The sequence below is a fragment of the Streptomyces sp. NPDC058239 genome, from assembly GCF_042882185.1.
Taxonomy (GTDB): Bacteria; Actinomycetota; Actinomycetes; order Streptomycetales; family Streptomycetaceae; genus Streptomyces.
Map to the genome: position 1 here is coordinate 76,130 of NZ_JBHVWS010000012.1, position 19,849 is coordinate 95,978.

The following is a 19,849-nucleotide window of genomic DNA, read 5'->3' on the forward strand; positions in this document are numbered from 1 at the left end:
CGATCGACTCATCATGATAACGAGAATGTAACGGGTCTAGTCCAAGTTTGGGGCCCAGTTCACCCTCCCGTTGCCGTGCCGATCCGTGCGGGTCACCGGCCCCGAGGAGCGTAGCCGTCGTGAGAGTCATCGTCGTAGGAGCCGGCGTGGTGGGAACCATGCACGCCTGGCACGCAGTGAACCGCGGCCACGAGGTCGTACAGATCGAGCGCGAGAGTGAGGCGCGCGGGGCATCGCTCCGCAATTTCGGACAGATATGGGTCAGCGGCCGGGCCGGTGGCGAGGAGCTGGAGACCGCACTTCGAGCCCGTGAGTTGTGGGAGGGCATCGGGGCCCGGGTCCCCGGCCTCGGTTTCCGGCCCTGCGGCTCGCTCACCCCGCTCCGCACCGAGCTGGAGACCGCCGTCGCAGAGGCGGCCGTCGCCCGCCCCGACGCGGCGGCCCGCGGCTACAAGCTGCTCACCGCCGACGAGGCCCGCGCGATCAACCCCGCGCTGCGCGGCGGCTTCACCGCCGCCCTGTGGTGCGAGCGGGATGCGGCGGTCGAGCCGCGCACCGCCCAACTGGCACTGAAGCAGGAGCTGTTGAAGTCCGGGCGGTATACGTACCTCGGCGGGCGTGAGGTCCGCGAGGTGATGGGTGCCGCCTCCGTCCGCGACGACCACGGCGATGTGCACACCGGTGACGCCGTGATCCTGGCCACCGGAGCCTGGCTCGGCGGACTTGTCCGCGAACTGGCCGGCCCCGATCTGCCGGTGCGTCGCGTACGCCTCCAGATGATGCAGACCGACCCGCTCGGCGAGCCGCTCACCACCTCCGTCGCCGACGCCGACAGCTTCCGCTACTACCCGGCGTACCGGAGCGAGGCACTGGACACCCTCAACGCCCGGCAGGCACAGGCGCCGACCGCCGCCGAGCACAGGATGCAGCTCCTTATGGTGCAGCGCCGCGACGGCGGACTGACCATCGGCGACACCCACGAGTACGAGCACCCCTTCTCCTTCGACACCGTCGAGGAGCCGTACGAGCACCTCACCGGGGTCGTCGAATCCTTCCTCGGCCGCCCGCTGCCGAGGATCCGCCACCGCTGGGCCGGGGTTTATGCCCAGTGCACCGACACCGGCCGGGTCGTCCACCGCCAGCAGGTGCGAGACGGCGTCTGGCTGGTCACCGGACCGGGAGGCCGCGGCATGACCTGCTCACCCGCAATTGCCGAAACGACCGCCGACGAACTGGGCTGGTGAAGAAGTTGACCTCGCAGAACCCCCTCAACCTGATCGTGCTCGACATGGCCGGCACCACCGTCGCCGACGGCGGCCTCGTCGAGCAGGCCTTCTCCGCCGCGGCCCAGCGCCTCGGCGTGGAGCCCGGCTCCGCCGACCACGCCGGGAAGCTCGACTACGTACGCGCCACCATGGGCGAGTCCAAGATCTCCGTCTTCCGCCACCTCTTCGGTGACGAGGACCGGGCCCAGCAGGCCAACACCGCCTTCGAGGAGGCGTACGGGGAGCTGGTCGACGGCGGCCTCATCGCCCCGGTCCCCGGCGCCCGCGAGACGATCGAGGAGCTGAAGTCGGCCGGCCGCACGGTGGTCCTCACCACCGGGTTCGCACGCGTCACCCAGGACGCGATCCTCGCCGCACTCGGCTGGCAGGACCTGGCCGACCTGACCCTGTGCCCCGCCGACGCGGGCGGGCGCGGGCGTCCCCACCCGGACATGGTCCTCGCCGCTTTCCTGCGCACCGGTGCGGTGGACGGCGTCCAGCAGACCGTGGTCGCCGGGGACACCTCGTACGACATGCTCAGCGGTATACGTGCCGGGGCCGGGATCGTCGCGGGCGTGCTGACCGGCGCACACGACGAGGACCAGCTGACCCGCAACGGGGCCACGCACGTCCTTCGTTCGGTCGCCGGGCTGCCGGACCTCATCGCCCGGGCGGAAGCATGACCGGCGGGGCCACCGGCGGGATCCGTTTCGATCAGGTCAGCGTCGCGTACGGCGGGAACACCGTCCTCGACCGGCTCGATCTGACCGTCGAACCCGGCGAGGTCATGGCGCTGCTCGGGCCCTCCGGGTCCGGCAAGACCACCGCCCTGCGCGCCGTCGCCGGATTCGTGCAGCCCGCCTCGGGCCGGGTGTACCTCGGCGACCGGGATGTCACCGGGCTGCCGCCGCACAAGCGCGGCATCGGCATGGTCGTCCAGCAGTACGCCCTCTTCCCGCACATGCGGGTCCAGGACAACGTCGCCTTCGGACTCAAGGCCCGCAAGGCGGCGAAGGCGGAGATCCCCGAGCGGGTCGCCGAGGCCCTCGAACTCGTCGGCATGGCCGCCTACGCCGGGCGCTACCCGCGCGAACTCTCCGGCGGCCAGCAGCAGCGCGTCGCCATCGCCCGCGCGCTCGCCATCCGCCCCGGCGTGCTCCTGCTCGACGAGCCGCTCTCCGCGCTCGACGCCCAGCTGCGCTCCGGAATGCTCGCCGAACTGGCGCGACTGCACCGGGAGCTGCCGGACGTCTCCATCCTGTACGTCACCCACGACCAGGTCGAGGCGCTCACCCTCGCCGACCGGATCGCGGTCGTGGACAAGGCGCGGCTGCAGGACTGCGGCACCCCGCAGGAGCTGTACCGCCGTCCGCGTACGGAGTTCACCGCGTCGTTCGTCGGCAATGCGAATCTGCTGCCGGTCACCGTCGCCGACGCCGCCGACACCGTCGACTTCGCGGGGCGCGCGCTCGACGTACCGACCGGCGAAGCGGCCGGCGGTGCCACCGCCACCCTGTGCGTCCGGCCCCATCTGGTCGGGCTCGGCGACGGGCCCAACGCGCTGAGCGGCACGATCGCCGAGGTGCAGTGGCGCGGCTCCACCCACCGGCTGTACGTCGACGTCGAGGGGCACCGGGTCAAGGCGGATCTCCGCGAGCTGCGCGAGACGCCGGTGCTCGGAGACACGGTGACGCTGCACTTCGCTGCGGAGGATGCGGTGCTGCTGCCTGCGGGCACGGCACCGGGAGCCGGGGGAGGGGCGCATGCCTAGCGCGCTGACCGCGGACGTCCGCCCGGGACCGTCCGGCGGCCGCTCCGTCCTCAAGCGGCGGACGGGCTTGACCGCCGGCCCGCGCAAGCCGGTCGAGGGCCCGGACCGGGGTGCGGGCGACCGCCGAATCCCCCGCTTCGTCTGGGCGCTGCCGCCCGTCGCCGTCCTCGCACTCGTCTTCCTCTACCCGCTGGCCCTCGTCGTTCAGCAGTCCGTCAGCCCGGACGAGGGCGGCACCTCGCTCGCCCCGTACGGTGACGTGTTCGCCTCCGAGTCGTTCCGCTCCGCGCTGACGACCACCGTGTGGCTGGCGGTCGGTTCGACGGTCGGATGTCTGGTGCTGGGCTTCGTCCTGGCCATGGTCATCGCGTTCGTGCCGTTCCCCGGAGGCAGGGCGGTCGCCAGGTTCATCGACGTCTTCCTCTCCTTCCCGTCGTTCCTGATCACGCTCGCCCTGCTGTTCATCTACGGCAATGTCGGCATGGCCAACGGCCTGTGGACGGACGTCACCGGGGCGTCTGGCGGGCCCTTCGACTTCCTCACCACCCCGTGGGGTGTGCTGCTCGCCGAGGTCACGTACTTCACCCCGTTCGTGATGCGCCCGCTGCTCGCCGCGTTCTCGCAGCTCGACACCGCGCAGCTGGAGGTGGCGTCCTCGCTGGGCGCCAGGCCGGCCCGGATCGTGCGGCAGGTGATCCTTCCCGAGGCGCTCCCCGCGCTCGCCGCGGGCGGCAGCCTCGTCCTCGTGATGTGTCTCAACGAATTCGGCATCGTGCTGTTCACCGGCGCGAAAGGGGTCACGACCCTGCCGATGCTCGTCTACAGCAAGGCGATCCTGGAGTCCGACTACCCGGCCGCCTGTGTCGTCGCCGTCGTCAACATCGCGATCTCCGTGGGTCTCTACAGCCTGTATCGGATGGTGAGCCGCCGTGTTGGTGCATAGCCGTACGGGGAAGTGGGCCGCCTGGGCCGTGTTCTTCGTGCTCTTCGTCCCGCTGTTCGCGGTGCCGCTGCTGGTCATCCTCGCCGCGTCGTTCACCACCAACTGGTCCGGCGCCTTCCCCTCGGGGCCGACCACCGAGCACTACGCGGCCGCGACCGGCGGCGACTCCCTCCAGGCCCTGACCACCAGCCTGATCACCGCCGTCAGCGCCAGTCTGCTCGCCCTCACCGTCGGCTCCTGGGCCGCGCTCGCCGCCGCCTCGCTGCGCAGGCGCGGCAGGAGATTCCTCGATGCGCTGTTCATGCTGCCGGTCGCCGTGCCGTCGGTCGTCGTCGGCCTCGCCGTGCTCGTCGCGTTCAGCAAGCCGCCGATGCTGCTGAACGGGACGCGCTGGATCGTGATCCTGGCGCACACGATTCTTGTCACGGCGTTCGCCTATTCGTCGGTTTCGGCAGCAATAGTGCGTATCGACCCGATGTACGAACAGGCGGCGGCCAGTCTCGGCGCCCGACCCTCGTACGTCCTGTGGCGCATCAAGCTACCGCTCCTGCTGCCGGCCCTCACGGCGGCCGCAGGGCTCTGCTTCGCGCTGTCCATGGGCGAGTTGAGCGCCACGATGATGCTCTACCCGCCGGACTGGACACCGCTCCCGGTGCAGATCTTCGCGGCCACCGACCGTGGCTCGCTGTTCACCGGAGCGGCCGTCGCCGTGGTCCTGATGGGAACGACGCTGCTCGTGCTGCTCGGCGTCGCCCGAATCCGCACCAGGGCCTCGTACCGCTGATCCGTGGATCGGCCGATACCCCCGTACCGACTCCGGCCGGCTTCCGGCCGACATCCAGGAGATACGACTGCCATGCGCAAGAACCACCTCAAGCCCATAGCCGCCGTCACCGGCTGCCTCGCCCTCGCCGCCACCCTCTCCGCCTGCGGCGGCTCCTCGGCCGCCTCCGACGAGAAGGTCGTCACCGTCTACAGCGCGGACGGCCTCAAGGGCGAGAACGGCGACGGCTGGTACGACAAGGTCTTCAAGGACTTCGAGAAGAAGACCGGCATCAAGGTCAAGTACGTGGAGGGCGGCTCCGGCGAGATGGTGCAGCGCGCCGTCCGCGAGAAGTCCAACACCCAGGCCGATGTGCTGGTCACCCTGCCGCCGTTCATCCAGCAGGCCGACAGCAAGGGCCTGCTCACGGCGTACGCACCGGCCGGTTCCGACAAGGTCGACGGCGCCGACAAGGCGTCCGATTCCAAGTGGACCTCCGTCGTCAACAACTACTTCGGCTTCATCTACAACAAGAAGGAGCTGAAGTCGGCACCCACCACCTGGGAGGAGCTGCTCGACGGAAAGTTCAAGAACAAGATCCAGTACTCCACCCCCGGAGTCGCCGGTGACGGCACGGCCGTACTGATCAAGGCCATGCACGACTTCGGCGGCAAGGAGCCGGCGATGGAGTACCTGAAGAAGCTGCAGGCCAACAACGTCGGCCCGTCCGCCTCCACCGGCAAGCTCGCCCCCAAGGTCGACAAGGGCGAACTGCTCGCCGCCAACGGCGACGTCCAGATGAACTACGCACAGTCCAAGGACATGCCGAACCTCGGCATCTGGTTCCCCGCGAAGGAGGGCGGCAAGCCCACCACCTTCGCTCTGCCGTACGCGGCCGGCCTGGTCGACAAGGCCCCGCACAGCGCCAACGGCAAGAAGCTGCTCGACTTCATGCTCTCCGAGCAGGCCCAGAAGGACGTCAGCGCCGTCGGCGGCGGCTTCTCGGCCCGCAAGGACGTCGAGGCCACCGACGCCAACGCCACCGAGCTCGCCGAGCTGATGGACGGCGTGGAGATCTTCGAGCCCGACTGGTCGGACATCGGCACCAACCTGGACACGTACGTCGAGGCCTGGAAGTCGGCCACCGGCAGCTGACCGGCGGCCGGCGATTCACCTTGAGGGAAAGGGACTTCGGCGGATCATCGCGCAAAGGTAACGGGTCTGGACCGTCCCGAAGGCGGCGCCGGGTGACCCGCTGCCGGTGATCCGGCACCGGGTGGTCTCGGTACCGGGCGTTCCGGCCGTATCGGCTGGTTGAACGGACGGCCTAAAATCGGGGATGTCGGCGCTGCACAACGCGGTGCCGCCGGCGTCCCCGCACACGGCGTACGGCAGGAGTCCCACATGGCAGAGCGCAAGCCGATCTCATCCTGGCTCACCGACATGGACGGAGTCCTGATCCACGAGGGGACGCCGATCCCCGGAGCGGATGCCTTCATCAAGCGGTTGCGGGACTCGGGGCTGCCCTTCCTGGTCCTCACGAACAACTCGATCTACACCGCGCGCGACCTCCACGCCCGCCTGGACCGCATGGGTCTCGACGTGCCCGTGGAGAACATCTGGACCTCCGCCCTGGCCACCGCCCAGTTCCTGGACGACCAGCGGCCCGGCGGCACGGCGTACGTCATCGGAGAGGCCGGGCTCACCACCGCCCTGCACGACATCGGCTACGTCCTCACCGACCACGAGCCGGACTACGTGGTCCTCGGCGAGACCCGCACGTACAGCTTCGAGGCGCTCACCAAGGCGATAAGGCTGATCAACGGCGGCGCCCGCTTCATCTGCACCAACCCGGACGAGACAGGCCCGTCCGCCGAGGGTCCGCTGCCCGCCACCGGATCCGTCGCCGCCCTCATCACCAAGGCCACCGGCAAGGACCCGTACTTCGCGGGCAAGCCCAACCCGCTGATGATGCGCACCGGACTCAACGCGATCGGTGCCCACTCCGAGTCCAGCGCCATGATCGGCGACCGGATGGACACCGATGTGCTGGCCGGCTTGGAGGCGGGGATGCAGACGTTCCTGGTCCTCACCGGTCTCACCACAGTGGCCGACATCGACAAGTACCCGTTCCGGCCGTCCACGGTCGTCGATTCCATCGCCGATCTGGTCGACCTCGTCGACGCGGGCTGAGCACGGCGGGGCACCGGCCCCAGGGGGCGGGGGAGCGTTCCGGGCGGTCCTTGCCGGCCCGCCCCCGTGCTCCTGCGGATGCGAAAAGCCCGGGCAGGCGTGAACCTTCCTTAAGGAGGTTCACGATGCGTTTGATACCCCTCACGTTCTGTGCCGTCGCGGCCGTCGCGGCGACTCTGGTGCCGGCTTCCGCCGCACTGGCCGAATCCGGGTCCGACCAGACGGGCTCGGACTCCCGCACCACACTCTCGGTGACCCCGCCCTCCGCCGCCCCGGGCGGCGACGTGGCCCTCAGGCTGGACGCCTGCGGGGGCAAGGAGGCCAAGGGCAATTCCGACGCCTTCGTCTCGGAGGCGCGCTTCTCACCCGCCGCGGACGGGGGCCTCTTCGCGCAGGCCCGGATCAGCTCGGACGCCTCCCCGGGCGACCACGACATCCAGATCGTCTGTACGGACGACAAGGGCACCAAGACATCCGGCAGGGTCACCGTCATCGACCGCGACCAGGCCACGCCCCTCGCGCCGGTCAGCGCGGGAGGCGGCGGCACCGCCGTCCTCACCGACAAGGAAGCCCATCAGAACGGCCCCGGCGTCGTACAAGCGGTGATCGGTCTGGCCCTGGCCGCCGTCGCGGCCGCCGCCGTTGCGTTCCGCAGCGTGCGCCGTCGCCGTCCGGCCGAGGACTGATATGTCCGCCCCCGACCGCCCCGAGGGTCACGGTCGGCTGCTCACCGGAGTGGCCTGGGCCGTCCTACTGATGGGCCTGTGGCTGTGGGGCCGCGACATCGCCGACGGCTCCGGCGCCAGCTCAGCTCCGACCACCGGCGACATCGCCGCAGTCGGGCGCCCGCTCGGCGTCCCGCTGCCCCCGGCTCACGACCCGATCGAGGGCGCCGCGCCGGAGCGGGTCGAGGTCCCGTCGATAGGCATCAAGGCGCCCGTGGTCGCCCGCGGCCTGGACAAGGACGGGGCGATCGAACCACCTCCGTTCGACACGCCCCAGACCGTCGGCTGGTACGGCAACGGCATCGAGCCCGGAGCGAAGGGCCCCGCCCTCTTCGTCGGCCATGTCGACACCGAGACCGAACCGGCTGTCTTCTACGGGCTCAGCGCGGCCCGCCCCGGTGCCAAGGTCGAGGTGATCCGCGCGGACGGCAGGGTCGCCGAATTCACCATCGACGACGTCCAGGTCTTCACCCGGGAACGCTTCAACGCCGACAAGGCGTACGGCCCCCGCAGGAACGGCCGCGCCGAACTCCGCCTGATCACCTGCGGCGGCACCTACGACCGGGCGTCGCGCTCGTACGACGCGAATGTGGTCGTCTCGGCCTACCTGACCGGCGAGAAGTCCGGGGGGAGCGGCAGCGACTGACGACGGCGGTATCCGGCCCGGCCGGCAGCCCTCTTCCCCCGGGGCGCCGACCGGGCCGGTCCTCGACCGCGGCGGGCGGGTGCGGGAGTAGCCGGCGCCGACACGGGAGGCCAGGGGTGGACCGTGCCCGACACTCTAGGGCGGCGAACCGCCTTGGCCCAGAGACTTTCTGACGCACCGTCGGTAATCGGTCACTCTCGGCTTCCGGGTGAACGGACAGAAGCCCTGTGCCAGGATGAAGGGGACGCGGCAGTGCACCGCCGTCGCACCCGAGGGGGAGTGGATGTACGGCAGCTACAACGGCCGGTCGGGCATGAGACGGGCGGGCGCGGTGGCCGCGGCCGGGGCCGTTCTGTTGCTCGCGGGATGCTCCGCCTCGTCCGGCTCCGGCGGCGCGGGTTCGTCCGGCTCGTCCCCCGGCTCCGGCGGCGCGGGGAAGAATGCCGGTGCCATCGGTCAGCATCCCCGGGGCAGCGACCCGTACTGGGTCAACCCGGACGGGAACGCGGCCAGGCAGGTCGCCGCGTACACGAAGGACGGCGACGGGGAGAACGCCGGTCTGATCGAGAAGATCGCGCGGCAGCCCGTCGGCGAGTGGATCGGCCCGGACGATCCGGAGGCCGAGGCGAAGGGCTTCACGCAGGCGGCCGAGAAGGCCGGCCGGGAAGCGCTGCTGGTCCTCTACAACATCCCGCACCGCGACTGCGGGCAGTTCTCCAAGGGCGGCGCCGCCGACGGCAATGCGTACCGGGCCTGGCTGGAGGGCGTCGCCAAGGGCATCGGTGACCGGCGCGCCACGGTGATCCTGGAGCCGGACGCGTTGCTGCACATGGTCGACGGGTGCACGCCGCAGGAGTTCCACGAGGAGCGGTACGACCTGCTGAAGGGGGCCGTCGAGCGGCTCAAGCAGCAGCCGGACACTCGCGTCTACATGGACGCCGGCAACGCAGGCTGGCGCACCCCCGACGCGCTCTTCCAGCCGCTCCGGCGGGCGGGCATCGAAGCGGCCGACGGATTCGCCGTCAACGTCTCCAACTTCCGTACCACGGCGGACAGTACGGACTTCGGCAAGCAGCTCTCGGCGAAGATCGGCGACAAGCCGTTCGTCATCGACACCAGCCGCAACGGCAACGGCCCGTACAACGGGGGCGCGCCCGAGGAGAACTGGTGCAACCCGCCCGGCCGCGCGCTCGGCGAGACGCCGACGACCGACACGGGTGACGAACTGGTCGACGCCTACCTCTGGGTCAAGAGGCCCGGCGAGTCCGACGGCGACTGCAAGGGCGGTCCGAAGGCGGGCGATTGGTGGCCCGAGTACGCGCTGGGGCTGGCCCGGGCGACGAAATAGGGTGCGGGGCGCCCGGAATCACCGGACGCCCCGCGGAACCCGCACCTACGGCACCTCGACCCACATCCCCTCGGACGGCGTCCCTCTGCCGTCCGTCACGAACAGCATGTACCACCCCGACGGCACCAACGCGCGGTTCCCCGGCACCGTCACCGTGATCCCGCCCGCCGTCCTCTTCAGGCCCAGCGCCACCGACCGCTGGTCGGTGTCCGTGACATGGGTGACCGCACTCGGCCGCATCAGCTTCGCCGAGGTGATCGTCGACCCGTGCGCCGTCGTGAACCTGCCCGCACTGCCGCGTCGGATGCTCTTCGGCCCGGCCGTCAGCTCCGGGCGCGAACCGCGGTACAGATACGGCGGCGTGTAGATCTCGATGCGCTGCTCGAAGACGCCCGGCCGGGTGTTCGCCCGGTCCGCGTAGAGCGAGTCCGAACCGAAGACCATGACCCGGCCGTCGGGCAGGAGTACGGACCCCGAGTGGTAGTTGCGGCCCACCGACGGGTCGGCGACCCGCTCGTACGTGTCCGTCCCCGGGTCGTACAGCCGGGCCTGCAGCACATTGGACCCGCCGCGCCCGCGGTAGTCGTCGGAACCGCCGGTGACCAGCAGCGAGTCGTCGGGGAGCAGGGAGGCGCTCGGATAACGGGTGCCTTCCTCCAGCGAGGCGCCGTCCCGGAACCTCGGGGCGGGGTCCTTCAGGTCGACCAGACGTGACTTCGCGCTCGACCTGTCGGACTCGCCGACCCCGCCACCGCCGATGACCACGAACTTCTCGTCCTGGGCCGGGGGCAGCCGTACCGTCGCCGAGGTCTCCATCTCGTCGGCGTCGCCCAGGCCGGGGATCTTCCTGAAACTGTTCGTCGCCAGGTCCCAGATGCCGGGCTCGCGGCCGACATCGGCGGGGCCGTATCCGGCGTTCGAGCCGGAGTAGAAGAGCCTCCCGTCGTTCAGCAGGAAGACCGCGGGGTATGTGGGGAACCTCCGGACGATGCCGGTGTACTGCCACTTCCTGGTCTTCGGGTCGTAGATCTCGTCCTTGCCGGGGACGATCTGCCCGATCTCGTCCAGCCCGGAGAGGGCGAGGACCCTGCCGTCCTGGAGGGTGGTCAGCGTCGGGTACCAGCGCGCCTCGTTCATCGGGTCGACGGTGATGTACTTCTCCGCCACCGGGTCGAACTCGAAGGCTTCCCGGATGCCCTGGAAGTCCTTCTTGTCGAGGGCGAGCTTCTGCGCGATTCCGTACACGTTCCGCGCGTCGGAGCCGGTCAGGCCCGCGATCCGGTAGCTGTCCTCGGCGCCCGTCCCGTACTCCGTACCGGATTTCCGCGCCTCTACATAGATCCGGCCGAGGCCGGCGTCGTTGCGCAGGAACGCGCCGGTCCTCCTGTCGAAGACCTTGGTGGCCCTCTCGATCAGCACAGGGTCCTTGGAGACGAACGTCCTGCCGTTCGCACTGCCCGTGAACCGGGTGCCCGCGGGCAGGGTGATCGGCTTGTCCGGGTCCTCGTTGTGGACGGTCATCAGGCCGCCGGCCTTGGTGACATCGCCCTTGAGCTTCTCGTAGCGCCTGGTGCCGCCGGCTATGAGCAGCTTGCCGTCGGGCAGCTGGGTGTGACCCGAGCAGAACAAGTCCTTGGGCGTGGGCACGTTCTTGAACTCATCGGTCTTCGGGTCCCACAGCACCGACCGGAAACTCTTCGCGTCGAAGTTCTCCCGGTTGTTGCCGGAGCCCGCGACGAGCAGCACCTTGCCGGTGTGCAGCAGCGCCGCGTGGATCGTATTGATCCGGTACCCGGAGGGGATGTCCAGGATGTCCCAGTGGCCGTTCGCGGCCTTGTAGTCAGGCTTGTTGATCGTGTACTCGTGGTAGCGCTCGCTGCTGAAGCGGTACACCCACGGCCCGTTCGCTCCCGAGAGTGCCAGAACCACCGCCGTACTGATCGCCATGCGGCGGGTACGGAGGCTCGGACGGTACTTCATCGTTCACGTCCCCCAAGAGCGATCTGCATGGTCTGCCGGTCGTCGGCCCGCTCGGGACCGGGCCGTATGTGTGCCGGCTGCGAGTGCGGTGCGGCGCGGCGCTTCCGCTTCTCCGTGCGGGCGGTGTACTGCCAGCCGAGGATCGGTGCCGCGGTGATCAGCAACGCCATGGCGGCCCAGGTGAGCATCGCCGGATGGCTGTGTCCGAGTACGAAGGAGGCGGCGATGGAGCCGCCGAAGACCAGGACGAAGAAGAGATGGATCCGGAAGGTGCCGAAGAGGGTGTCCGGGCTGGACGAGTCGCCCTTCGGCGTCACCACGAACGAGCTCTTGCGGCGCAGCACGGCATCCAGCAGCGAGCGTGCGTAGACCGGGGCGGAGAGCGCGGACATCATCATGCCGGCCAGGCCGCCGGAGCCCTCGGGCTCGTGCGGTGAGACATTGTGCCGCCGGTTCCAGATGTACAGGCCGATCTGGAGCGCCGAGGCATTGCCGTACAGCATCATCCAGACCGTCGGGTCGATCTGCACACCCGAGGCGCCCATCCCCAGGAACAGTGCGCAACTCAGTGCCGCGAGGATCCAGTTCAGGGCGGACATCGGGTAGAAGATGATCATCATGGTGTAGTTGAAGAGCTTGCCCACGGGGAGCGAGAAGAAGCCCTTCCAGTACTGCTTGAGGATCGTCTCGTACGTCCCCCGCGACCAGCGAAGCTGCTGGGTGAAGAAGTCCGTCCACGCGGTCGGGCCCTCGCCGACGGCCAGCACGTCAGGGGTGTAGACCGAGCGCCACTTGCGGCCGGTCCGCGGATTTCGGGCGCGGTGCATCTCGAAGCCGGTCGCCATGTCCTCGGTGATCGAGTCGTACAGACCGCCGATCTGCTTGAGGGCCGAGATCCGCACCGCGTTGCTGGTGCCGACGAACATCGGGGCGCCGTAGCGGTTGCCCGCGCGCTGGATCAGCGCGTGGAAGAGGAACTGCTGGGACTCGGCGGCCTTCGTGACGAACGTGTCGTAGTTGCCGTAGACCTGCGGGCCGATGACGAAGCCGACGTCCGGGTCGCGGAAGTAGCCGAGCATCCGCTCCAGATAGTTGGGCAGCGGTACGTGATCGGTGTCGACGGAGGCGAAGAAGTCGTACTCGCCGCCGTGCGCGTCCAGCCAGGCGTTGTAGTTGCCGTGCTTGGTCCTCGCGCGGTGCGCACCCTCGGGACGGTTCCAGCGCGCGACGCCCTTGCGGGTGAAGTGGTGCACCCCGAGCCGGGCGCAGACCTCCTTCACGGCCGGGTCGTCGCCCTCGTCGAGCAGCCAGACGTGCACCGTCCCGCGGTGCCGGATGCGGACCGCGGCCTGAAGGGTCTTCGTCGCCATCTCCAGGGGTTCCTTGCCCGGGACGAAGGAGGTGAGGAAGGCGACCCTGGTGCCGGTTTCCGGTACGACCGGGACCGGGTCGCGCGCGACCAGCGTCGCGTGCGCGTTCGACAGGACGTTCAGTGTGCGGAAGAGCTCGATCAGGCCGATCGAGACCAGCATCACGATGTCGAGGACCAGCAGCGTGTCGTTCTTGGGATTCGGGTCGCGCCGCGTCCAGTGATCCGGCTGCATGAGCCAGGCGAACAGGCCGAGCGAGACGAGGGGCGCGGCGCCCAGCAGGAGCGCCGCGCGGATTCTGTGCGGCTCCTGCGAGAGCAGCGAGCGGTACTGCACCCGGTACGGTCTGCCCGGACCGGGCCGGGTCAGTGGGCCGGCGAGCCGGCTGTAGTGCTCGTAGTCGTAACGAGGCAATGCATCCCTCGGCTGCCGCCGTTGTTCCCCGGTCCTCGGCTGCGCCGGAATCCGGAGCTGAGTGGTCCGGGAAAGGTCGTTGTTCTGTTGCCGGGCGCCTGTCGGCGTCGACGTCATGGGCCATCCCCCTGCACGCATGGTCAGTGCGTGACTGGTCGGTCGTCTCGGCCACGGCGATTCCCCGTCGGTCGCCGCGGACGACATCAATGGCGGGCGACCTTCCGCTCAGATACGGAACGGCGCCCTTCCGGCTGTCTGATGCCTCCCCGACATCTGTCCCCGAGCGGGGCCCCCACCCCACGTAGCGGACAACCGGAACTTCCCCCTCTGCATCCCCCAACTGGACGGCGCATCAGCCTGGTTGGAGCTGACGGCCCCTAGACAGGTTGTCCGACCCCGGTCCCGATCGCAAGGGTGAAAAGGGTGGGTTGCCAGTCATACGTGCGATTTGTGGAACCCTTGCGGAGGGGGCGCGCGGAGACGTATGCAAGGGCTCTTCGAACCTCTGAGTGACGAAGCAATGACCGTGTGACAGCCATGTGCCGCCCGGGCCCGGCCCGTGAACGAACAAGGCCCCCTCACGCGTGGTGAGGGGGCCTTGACTCTGCGTGCGCCGCCAGGGACTCGAACCCCGGACCCGCTGATTAAGAGTCAGCTGCTCTAACCAACTGAGCTAGCGGCGCCTGCTGACCCGGAGAACTCTACCTGAAGGCGAGGTGTGCTCCTGACCATTTCCCGTCCATCACGGCCTGTCGGATGGTCGTTTTTTCTCTTCTGTCCGTCAAAATGCGATATGTCAGGAGAGTTGAGACACTGGCGCCCGTGCGGATGCGCCCAAAGATCTTGACGAGTGCGGAGGGGAATCGCATGACTGTGCCGGCTTTCGAGGAGTACGTACCCGCCAGCGACTGCACCTGCGCGGGGTGCGCCGCGCAACGGCGCACCGCCGCCGGCGCCTTGCCCATGCGGTTCGGAGGTCATCCGGCCGCACATGGTGCGCGCCGCGCGCTGGTGCTGGTCACCACGGCCGGAGTGGTGCTGAGCACCGGCGTGGCCGAGGCGGCGAGCGCGCCGGGCGACCGGGCGGCGGAGGCGGCCGGAGCCGCCCGTACGGACGAGACGGCGGTGTCGGTGGACCCGGAGACCCCGGCCGACGAGGGCGACCCGCTCACCCCGGCCGAGCCGGATACGGACAGTCCGCAGGGCGGGCCGGGGCCGCTGCGGGGCGCGGGGGCCTCGGGCCCGCCCTCGTCCACCGGGACCACCACGCTGCGCAAGACCAGCCGAACCGCGATCGTCAGCCGTGCGAAGAAGTGGGTGTCCGCGCAGGTTCCGTACAGCATGAGCAAGTACTGGTCCGACGGTTACCGGCAGGACTGCTCCGGCTATGTGTCGATGGCCTGGAACCTGCCCGGCAACGAGTGGACCGGCAGCCTCGCCAAGTACGGGCAGAAGGTCGCGCGGGAGAAGCTGCAGCCCGGCGACATCCTGCTCTTCCACAATCCGGCCAACCCCTCGAAGGGCTCGCACGTCACGATCTTCGGTGGCTGGATCGACTACACGCACACCCACTACACGGCGTACGAGCAGACGAAGCCGCACACCCGCAAGCAGACGACGCCCATGGCGTACTGGACCAACTCCGGCAAGTACGTCGCGTACCGCTACAAGGCGCTCAGCAGCGGAAGCGGAGTGTCGACGAAGGCGTTCCCGGGCGCCGGGAAGTTCGGCCCCGGCGCCAGCAACGAGCACGTCACCCAGCTCGGGAAGATGCTCGTGGACCGGGGTGGCAAGCGCTTCTACAAGGTCGGACCCGGGCCGGGCTGGGGCGATGCCGACCGGCGCGCGACCCAGGCGTTCCAGAAGGCCCAGGGCTGGAAGGGCAAGGAAGCGGACGGCGTCCCCGGCCCCTACACCTGGCATCACCTGGCCAACGGGACCGGCCGCGACATCCCCGCCACCGGAAGCGGGAGCGGTAGCGGCCAGGGCGATTCGAACGCGGCTTCGAAGTTCCCCGGGCGGGGCCATTTCCGGCCCGGTCGGTCAAACAGCCATGTCGACAAGCTCGGCAAGCAGTTGGTGAAGAAGGGATACGGCAAGCACTACCTGTCGGGACCGGGGCCCCGGTGGACCGAGGCGGACCGGCGCAATGTCGAAGCTTTCCAGCGGGCCCAGGGCTGGCGGGGCGGAGCGGCCGACGGCTACCCCGGCCCGGAGACCTGGCGACGGCTCTTCGCGTGACAAAACAGACATGACGGAGGCGGGAATGGGATCCACGGTGTCGGACAGCTCCGGAACCCCGGAGAACGCGGGGGAACGGGAAGGGGAGCAGGAGCAGGGGGAGATGTCGGTGCGGGTGTGGAGTCCGGACCGGGCGAAGGCGCGCGACGGGGCTGGGGGTCCGGGCGAGGGGACAGCTCTGGATTCGGGGAACGGTGCAGGCCCGGGGGCGGCATCGGGTTCGGTCAGCGGTGCGGGCCCGGAGGAGCCGGGTGCCGGTCCCGACTCGGTGGTCGACCTTGTGCTGGACCTGGTCCCGGGTGAGGACGTGGACTGCGCAACCCTCGGCGCGACCTCGGCCTCGGTATCGGTCCCGGCTGTGGACGCCGCACCTGTCCCGGACGCCGCGCCCGTCCCGGCCTCGGCCGGCCACCGCACCGGGCCCGGTTCCGGCACCCCGTCCCCACCCTTGCCTCCGTCCCCGTCCCCGTCCCCGCACCGGACCGCCCCCGACGCCGCCCCCGACGCCGTCTTCGACTCGCTCCCCGTCACCGGGGGCGCCGGGGCCGAGCAGTCCGGCGACGCTCCGTGGAGGACCGGGCGGCATCGCGCGGTCATTGCCAATGAGCGGACCGCCACCATCCCCGTACACCTGCTCTTCCGCGAGAATCCCGAGAACCCCGAGAACCCCGAGCACACCGACGCGGCCGCGCTCCCCGCCGGTGACCAGCCGGCGGTGTCGGGGGTGCGTCGGCCGCCCGTGCCGAGCGGGCCGCAGGTGCAGCCCTCGACGCGGCCGGCGCCGGTCGGTGATCCACAGCTTGCCGAGCGGTCGGGGCCCGCGCTGCCCGGCTGGGTGGCGCTGCTCGCCGGGCTGGCCGGGATCGTTGCCGGTGGCGCCGTCCTCTGGTGGGTCGGCGCGCTGCCCGCCGTCGTGCTCGCCCGGTTCGGGATCGGCTCGCGTCCGTACGACGGGATCGGTTCCGGTGCCTGGGCGGCGCTCGCCGCGCTGGTGACGGCGGTGCTCTTCACGCTCGGCGGCCTGAGCCGCGGACGGGTCGGGTACGCCTGGGTGCTGACGCTCTTCGGCGAGTACCGGGGAAGTGTGCGGCGGACGGGGTTGATGTGGATCAGCCCGCTTCTGCTGCGACGCCGGGTCGACGTACGCCTGCGGCACTGGCGCAGCGAACCGCTCCCCGCCGTGGATGCCAACGGTACGGCGCTGCGCGTCGTCGTTCTCGTCGTCTGGCGGATCAGGGACACCGTACGGGCGACGCTCGGGGTCGCGGACCACGAGGCGTATCTGCGTGAGCAGGTCGAGGCGGCGATGGCCCGGGTCCTCTCGCAGTTGCCCGCCGACGCCTTCCACGAGGACGCGCACACCCTGCGCAACGCGGAGGCCGTCGGTGACGCGCTGACCCGGATGCTGAAGGCGGACTGCGAGCCCGTCGGCATCGAGGTGTACTCCGCGCAGCCGACCGGAATCGAGTACGCACCGGAGATCGCCGCGGCCATGCAGCGACGCCGGATCGCAGCCATCGACGCCAAGCACCGCGACAGTGTGCTGACTTCGGTGGTTGACGCGGTGGACGACACTGTCAACCGGCTGACCGCGAGAGGGCTCGTGGAGCTGGACGACTACGAACGGAAGGCGCTGGTCAAGGACTTGACGGTGGCCTTCTACACCGGACGCAGCGGCGGGGAGGGCGCCTGAGAGCTTCGGAGGGCGCTCCGGCGGCGAAGCGGAATCCAACTCCCATTGGTCTGGACATGTTCATATCGCGTCAATAATCTAAGGCTTGGTCTAGACCGCAGCACATGCGCGCAGCAGGGCTCATGGAACCTCCCCCACGTTCTTGAGGAGCGACAGCAATGCGTAAAAGGGCAAGCGCGGCCGTAGTCGGCCTGGCGATAGCGGGCGTCTCGATGTTCGCGACGGGCAGTGCCGGTAGCCACGGCTACACCGACAACCCCATCAGCCGCCAGAAGCTCTGCGCCAATGGCACGGTGACGGGCTGCGGCAACATCCAGTGGGAGCCGCAGAGCGTCGAGGGCCCCAAGGGCTTCCCGGCTGCAGGTCCGGCCGACGGCCGGATCTGCTCCGGCGGCCACTCCGAGTTCGCCCAGCTCGACGACCCGCGCGGCGGCAGCTGGCCCGCCACCAATGTCACCGCGGGGCAGGGCTTCAGCTTCCGCTGGCAGTTCACCGCGCGCCACGCCACGACGGACTTCCGCTACTACATCACCAAGAACGGCTGGGACCCCACCAAGCCCCTCACCAGGGCCGACCTGGAGCCGCAGCCCTTCATGACGGTGCCGTACGGAGGCAAGCAGCCCCCGGCGACCCTGACCCAGCAGGGCACCATCCCCACCCAGAAGACCGGGAAGCACATCATCCTGAGCGTCTGGACCATCGCTGACACGGCGAACGCGTTCTACGCCTGCTCCGATGTTCAGTTCTGACGCATAGTCAGTTACCGTGCGGCGCCATGGGGAGCGCAGGCACCGTCGCGGAGCTCGTACAGCGCCAATGGGGCGACCACCGGCCCGGACTGAGATCTGAGGGCACTGTCCTCAGCCATCACCAGGTCGCCTCGGGCGCTGCCGCACGGGCCGCGCTCCTGGCGGATCTGCTGTCGGCGGGCAGCGAACCGCACCTCGGGGTGCTGATGGACAACACCCCCGAATTTGCTCTCTGGTTGAGTGCGGCGGCCCTGGCCGGGGTCGCCGTCGCCGGTATCAACCCCACCCGGCGCGGCGCCGAACTGGCTCGCGACATCCTGCACACCGACTGCCGCGTCCTGGTGACCGAACGCGCGCATCTCTCGCTGCTCGACGGCCTGGATCTTCCGGGTGTACGGGTGCTGGTCACCGACACCGATGCGTACGCCGAACTGCTCGCCCCGTACACCGGAGCGAAACCGGGCGACACGGTCCTGGCCGAAGTCGGGCCCGGAACCCGGATGCTGCTCTACTTCACCTCGGGTTCGACCGGTGCACCCAAGGCAGCGATCTGCTCCCAGGGGCGGCTGGCGGCGGCCGGGCGCTCCCTCGTCGATCACTTCGGCGTCCGGCGCGAGGACGTCCACTACATCTGCATGCCGATGTTCCACGGCAACGCGGTGATCGCCGACTGGGCGCCCGCGCTGGCCGGCGGCGCCGCGATCGCGCTGCGCCGCCGATTCTCGGCCTCCGGATTCCTCGACGACGTACGGGCGCACGGGGCTACGTACTTCACCTATGTCGGCCGCGCCGTGCAGTATCTGCTGGCCACCCCCGAGCGCCCCGACGACCGCGAGCACCCGCTGCGGCTCGGCTTCGGAACCGAAGCCGGCGCGGTGGACGTGGCCCGCTTCCGGGAGCGGTTCGGGGTGCGGCTGATCGAGGGCTACGGCTCCTCCGAGGGCGGCGCGGCGATCCAGCGGACCCCGGACACCCCGGAGCGCGCGATCGGGAAGGCGGCGTCGCGCGACGATCTCGCGGTCGTCGACCCGGAGACCGGCGAGGAACGGGCCGCCGCAGTCTTCGACGAGTCCGGAAGACTGGCCAACGGGGCCGATGCGATAGGGGAGTTGGTCAATCGTGGCCGTACGCCCTTCGAGGGGTACTGGCGCAACGCGGCGGCGGATGCGGACCGGGTGCGCGGCGGCTGGTACTGGACCGGGGACCTCTTCTTCCGTGACGCCGACGGCTTCCTCTACTTCGCGGGCCGTACGGACGACCGGCTGCGGGTGGACAGCGAGAACCTGGCCGCCGCGGTGATCGAGAACATCCTGGCCCGCTGGGAGGACGCGGCGGCCGTAGCGGTGTACGCGGTGCCGGACCCGGTGGCGGGGGACCAGGTGATGGCGGCGTTCGTGATGCGGGAGGGGGCTGCGTTCGACCCGGACTCCTTCGCCGCGTTCCTGGCGGCCCAGCCGGACCTGGGGACGAAGATGGCGCCCCGCTTCGTACGCATCGTCCCGGCGATGCCGGTGACGGCGACGAACAAGGTGCACCGGGTGGGGCTGCGCCGCGAGGGGTTTTGGTGCGGGGGATCTGTGTGGTGGAACGCTGCCCGGGGCGGGTACGAAGCGTTCGGCGATGAGCAACTGGACGCCCTGCTGGGCGAGTTCAAGGGACACGGGCGAGACGGACTTCTGCCCTCGGTCACCGGACGGGCTTGAAGATCAAGCCTGTCCGGTGATCGGGGGCAGAGGCGGCAAGGTGGG

At 69.9% G+C, this 19,849-nt stretch carries 16 protein-coding genes and 1 tRNA gene; 14 read left to right on the forward strand and 3 right to left on the reverse strand.

Going from position 1 to position 19,849, the window contains the following annotated elements; translation table 11 throughout:
* Positions 1-119 precede the first annotated feature (119 nt).
* From ACFVYE_RS16360 to ACFVYE_RS16405, 10 genes are all read left to right on the forward strand, one after another.
* Entirely contained in the window at positions 120-1,244 is a 1,125-nt protein-coding gene (locus ACFVYE_RS16360; RefSeq protein ID WP_383968332.1) for a TIGR03364 family FAD-dependent oxidoreductase, read from the forward strand.
* Positions 1,241-1,948, forward strand: a complete 708-nt coding sequence (locus ACFVYE_RS16365) for a phosphonatase-like hydrolase (protein ID WP_383968329.1) — start codon at positions 1,241-1,243, stop codon at positions 1,946-1,948. Before ACFVYE_RS16360 ends, ACFVYE_RS16365 begins: the two co-directional genes overlap by 4 nt.
* Entirely contained in the window at positions 1,945-3,036 is a 1,092-nt protein-coding gene (locus ACFVYE_RS16370; RefSeq protein ID WP_389606007.1) for an ABC transporter ATP-binding protein, read from the forward strand. Before ACFVYE_RS16365 ends, ACFVYE_RS16370 begins: the two co-directional genes overlap by 4 nt.
* Positions 3,029-3,979: a 2-aminoethylphosphonate ABC transporter permease subunit gene (locus ACFVYE_RS16375; RefSeq protein ID WP_383968323.1), complete on the forward strand. Its 951-nt coding sequence runs from the start codon at positions 3,029-3,031 to the stop codon at positions 3,977-3,979. Before ACFVYE_RS16370 ends, ACFVYE_RS16375 begins: the two co-directional genes overlap by 8 nt.
* Positions 3,966-4,763, forward strand: coding sequence for an ABC transporter permease (locus tag ACFVYE_RS16380; protein WP_389606009.1), 798 nt, complete (start codon positions 3,966-3,968; stop codon positions 4,761-4,763). The genes ACFVYE_RS16375 and ACFVYE_RS16380 overlap by 14 nt, the downstream gene beginning before the upstream one ends.
* Positions 4,764-4,835: 72 nt before the next feature.
* The gene (locus tag ACFVYE_RS16385; RefSeq protein ID WP_389606011.1) at positions 4,836-5,897 is read left to right on the forward strand and encodes a 2-aminoethylphosphonate ABC transporter substrate-binding protein; all 1,062 of its coding nucleotides are present in this window, start codon (positions 4,836-4,838) and stop codon (positions 5,895-5,897) included.
* A 249-nt stretch (positions 5,898-6,146) separates the two neighbouring features.
* Positions 6,147-6,935 (forward strand): HAD-IIA family hydrolase, encoded by a 789-nt coding sequence (locus ACFVYE_RS16390; RefSeq protein WP_383968315.1) that lies wholly within the window; start codon positions 6,147-6,149, stop codon positions 6,933-6,935.
* A 125-nt stretch (positions 6,936-7,060) separates the two neighbouring features.
* Positions 7,061-7,621: a hypothetical protein gene (locus ACFVYE_RS16395; RefSeq protein ID WP_383968313.1), complete on the forward strand. Its 561-nt coding sequence runs from the start codon at positions 7,061-7,063 to the stop codon at positions 7,619-7,621.
* 1 nt (position 7,622) lies between these two features.
* Positions 7,623-8,306 (forward strand): class F sortase, encoded by a 684-nt coding sequence (locus tag ACFVYE_RS16400; protein ID WP_383968310.1) that lies wholly within the window; start codon positions 7,623-7,625, stop codon positions 8,304-8,306.
* Positions 8,307-8,589: 283 nt separating this feature from the next.
* Positions 8,590-9,654 carry a glycoside hydrolase family 6 protein gene (locus tag ACFVYE_RS16405; protein ID WP_389606073.1) on the forward strand — a complete coding sequence of 355 codons (1,065 nt, stop codon included), beginning with the start codon at positions 8,590-8,592 and terminating at the stop codon, positions 9,652-9,654.
* Between the two features lie 45 nt (positions 9,655-9,699).
* On the opposite strand, the gene ACFVYE_RS16410 is transcribed toward ACFVYE_RS16405, so the two are convergent.
* From ACFVYE_RS16410 to ACFVYE_RS16420, 3 genes are all read right to left on the reverse strand, one after another.
* Complete coding sequence (locus tag ACFVYE_RS16410) at positions 9,700-11,634, reverse strand: galactose oxidase-like domain-containing protein (RefSeq protein WP_389606013.1); 1,935 nt, start codon at positions 11,632-11,634, stop codon at positions 9,700-9,702.
* Positions 11,631-13,535: a glycosyltransferase family 2 protein gene (locus ACFVYE_RS16415; RefSeq protein WP_389606015.1), complete on the reverse strand. Its 1,905-nt coding sequence runs from the start codon at positions 13,533-13,535 to the stop codon at positions 11,631-11,633. Before ACFVYE_RS16415 ends, ACFVYE_RS16410 begins: the two co-directional genes overlap by 4 nt.
* A 492-nt stretch (positions 13,536-14,027) precedes the next feature.
* A tRNA-Lys gene (locus tag ACFVYE_RS16420) sits at positions 14,028-14,101 on the reverse strand.
* Positions 14,102-14,285: 184 nt separating this feature from the next.
* Here ACFVYE_RS16420 and ACFVYE_RS16425 point away from each other — a divergent pair.
* The 4 genes from ACFVYE_RS16425 to ACFVYE_RS16440 all read left to right on the forward strand — a co-directional run bounded on the left by ACFVYE_RS16425 (position 14,286) and on the right by ACFVYE_RS16440 (position 19,804).
* Complete coding sequence (locus tag ACFVYE_RS16425; RefSeq protein ID WP_383968302.1) at positions 14,286-15,659, forward strand: peptidoglycan-binding protein; 1,374 nt, start codon at positions 14,286-14,288, stop codon at positions 15,657-15,659.
* A 10-nt stretch (positions 15,660-15,669) separates the two neighbouring features.
* Complete coding sequence (locus tag ACFVYE_RS16430; RefSeq protein WP_389606018.1) at positions 15,670-17,352, forward strand: SPFH domain-containing protein; 1,683 nt, start codon at positions 15,670-15,672, stop codon at positions 17,350-17,352.
* Positions 17,353-17,510: 158 nt separating this feature from the next.
* Positions 17,511-18,101: a lytic polysaccharide monooxygenase gene (locus tag ACFVYE_RS16435; RefSeq protein WP_383968296.1), complete on the forward strand. Its 591-nt coding sequence runs from the start codon at positions 17,511-17,513 to the stop codon at positions 18,099-18,101.
* A gap of 26 nt (positions 18,102-18,127) precedes the next feature.
* A complete protein-coding gene (locus ACFVYE_RS16440) occupies positions 18,128-19,804 on the forward strand; it encodes an AMP-binding protein (protein ID WP_389606020.1) in 1,677 nt (558 codons plus the stop codon).
* The last annotated feature ends 45 nt before the right edge of the window (positions 19,805-19,849 follow it).

Coding starts and splice junctions, on each gene's coding strand:
- ACFVYE_RS16400 (WP_383968310.1), top strand. CDS start 7,623: ATGTCCGCCCCCGACCGCCCCGAGGGTCACGGTCGGCTGCTCACCGGA.
- ACFVYE_RS16440 (WP_389606020.1), top strand. CDS start 18,128: ATGGGGAGCGCAGGCACCGTCGCGGAGCTCGTACAGCGCCAATGGGGC.
- ACFVYE_RS16395 (WP_383968313.1), top strand. CDS start 7,061: ATGCGTTTGATACCCCTCACGTTCTGTGCCGTCGCGGCCGTCGCGGCG.
- ACFVYE_RS16435 (WP_383968296.1), top strand. CDS start 17,511: ATGCGTAAAAGGGCAAGCGCGGCCGTAGTCGGCCTGGCGATAGCGGGC.
- ACFVYE_RS16375 (WP_383968323.1), top strand. CDS start 3,029: ATGCCTAGCGCGCTGACCGCGGACGTCCGCCCGGGACCGTCCGGCGGC.
- ACFVYE_RS16390 (WP_383968315.1), top strand. CDS start 6,147: ATGGCAGAGCGCAAGCCGATCTCATCCTGGCTCACCGACATGGACGGA.
- ACFVYE_RS16370 (WP_389606007.1), top strand. CDS start 1,945: ATGACCGGCGGGGCCACCGGCGGGATCCGTTTCGATCAGGTCAGCGTC.
- ACFVYE_RS16415 (WP_389606015.1), bottom strand. CDS start 13,535: ATGACGTCGACGCCGACAGGCGCCCGGCAACAGAACAACGACCTTTCC.
- ACFVYE_RS16410 (WP_389606013.1), bottom strand. CDS start 11,634: ATGAAGTACCGTCCGAGCCTCCGTACCCGCCGCATGGCGATCAGTACG.
- ACFVYE_RS16385 (WP_389606011.1), top strand. CDS start 4,836: ATGCGCAAGAACCACCTCAAGCCCATAGCCGCCGTCACCGGCTGCCTC.
- ACFVYE_RS16405 (WP_389606073.1), top strand. CDS start 8,590: ATGTACGGCAGCTACAACGGCCGGTCGGGCATGAGACGGGCGGGCGCG.
- ACFVYE_RS16430 (WP_389606018.1), top strand. CDS start 15,670: ATGACGGAGGCGGGAATGGGATCCACGGTGTCGGACAGCTCCGGAACC.
- ACFVYE_RS16425 (WP_383968302.1), top strand. CDS start 14,286: ATGACTGTGCCGGCTTTCGAGGAGTACGTACCCGCCAGCGACTGCACC.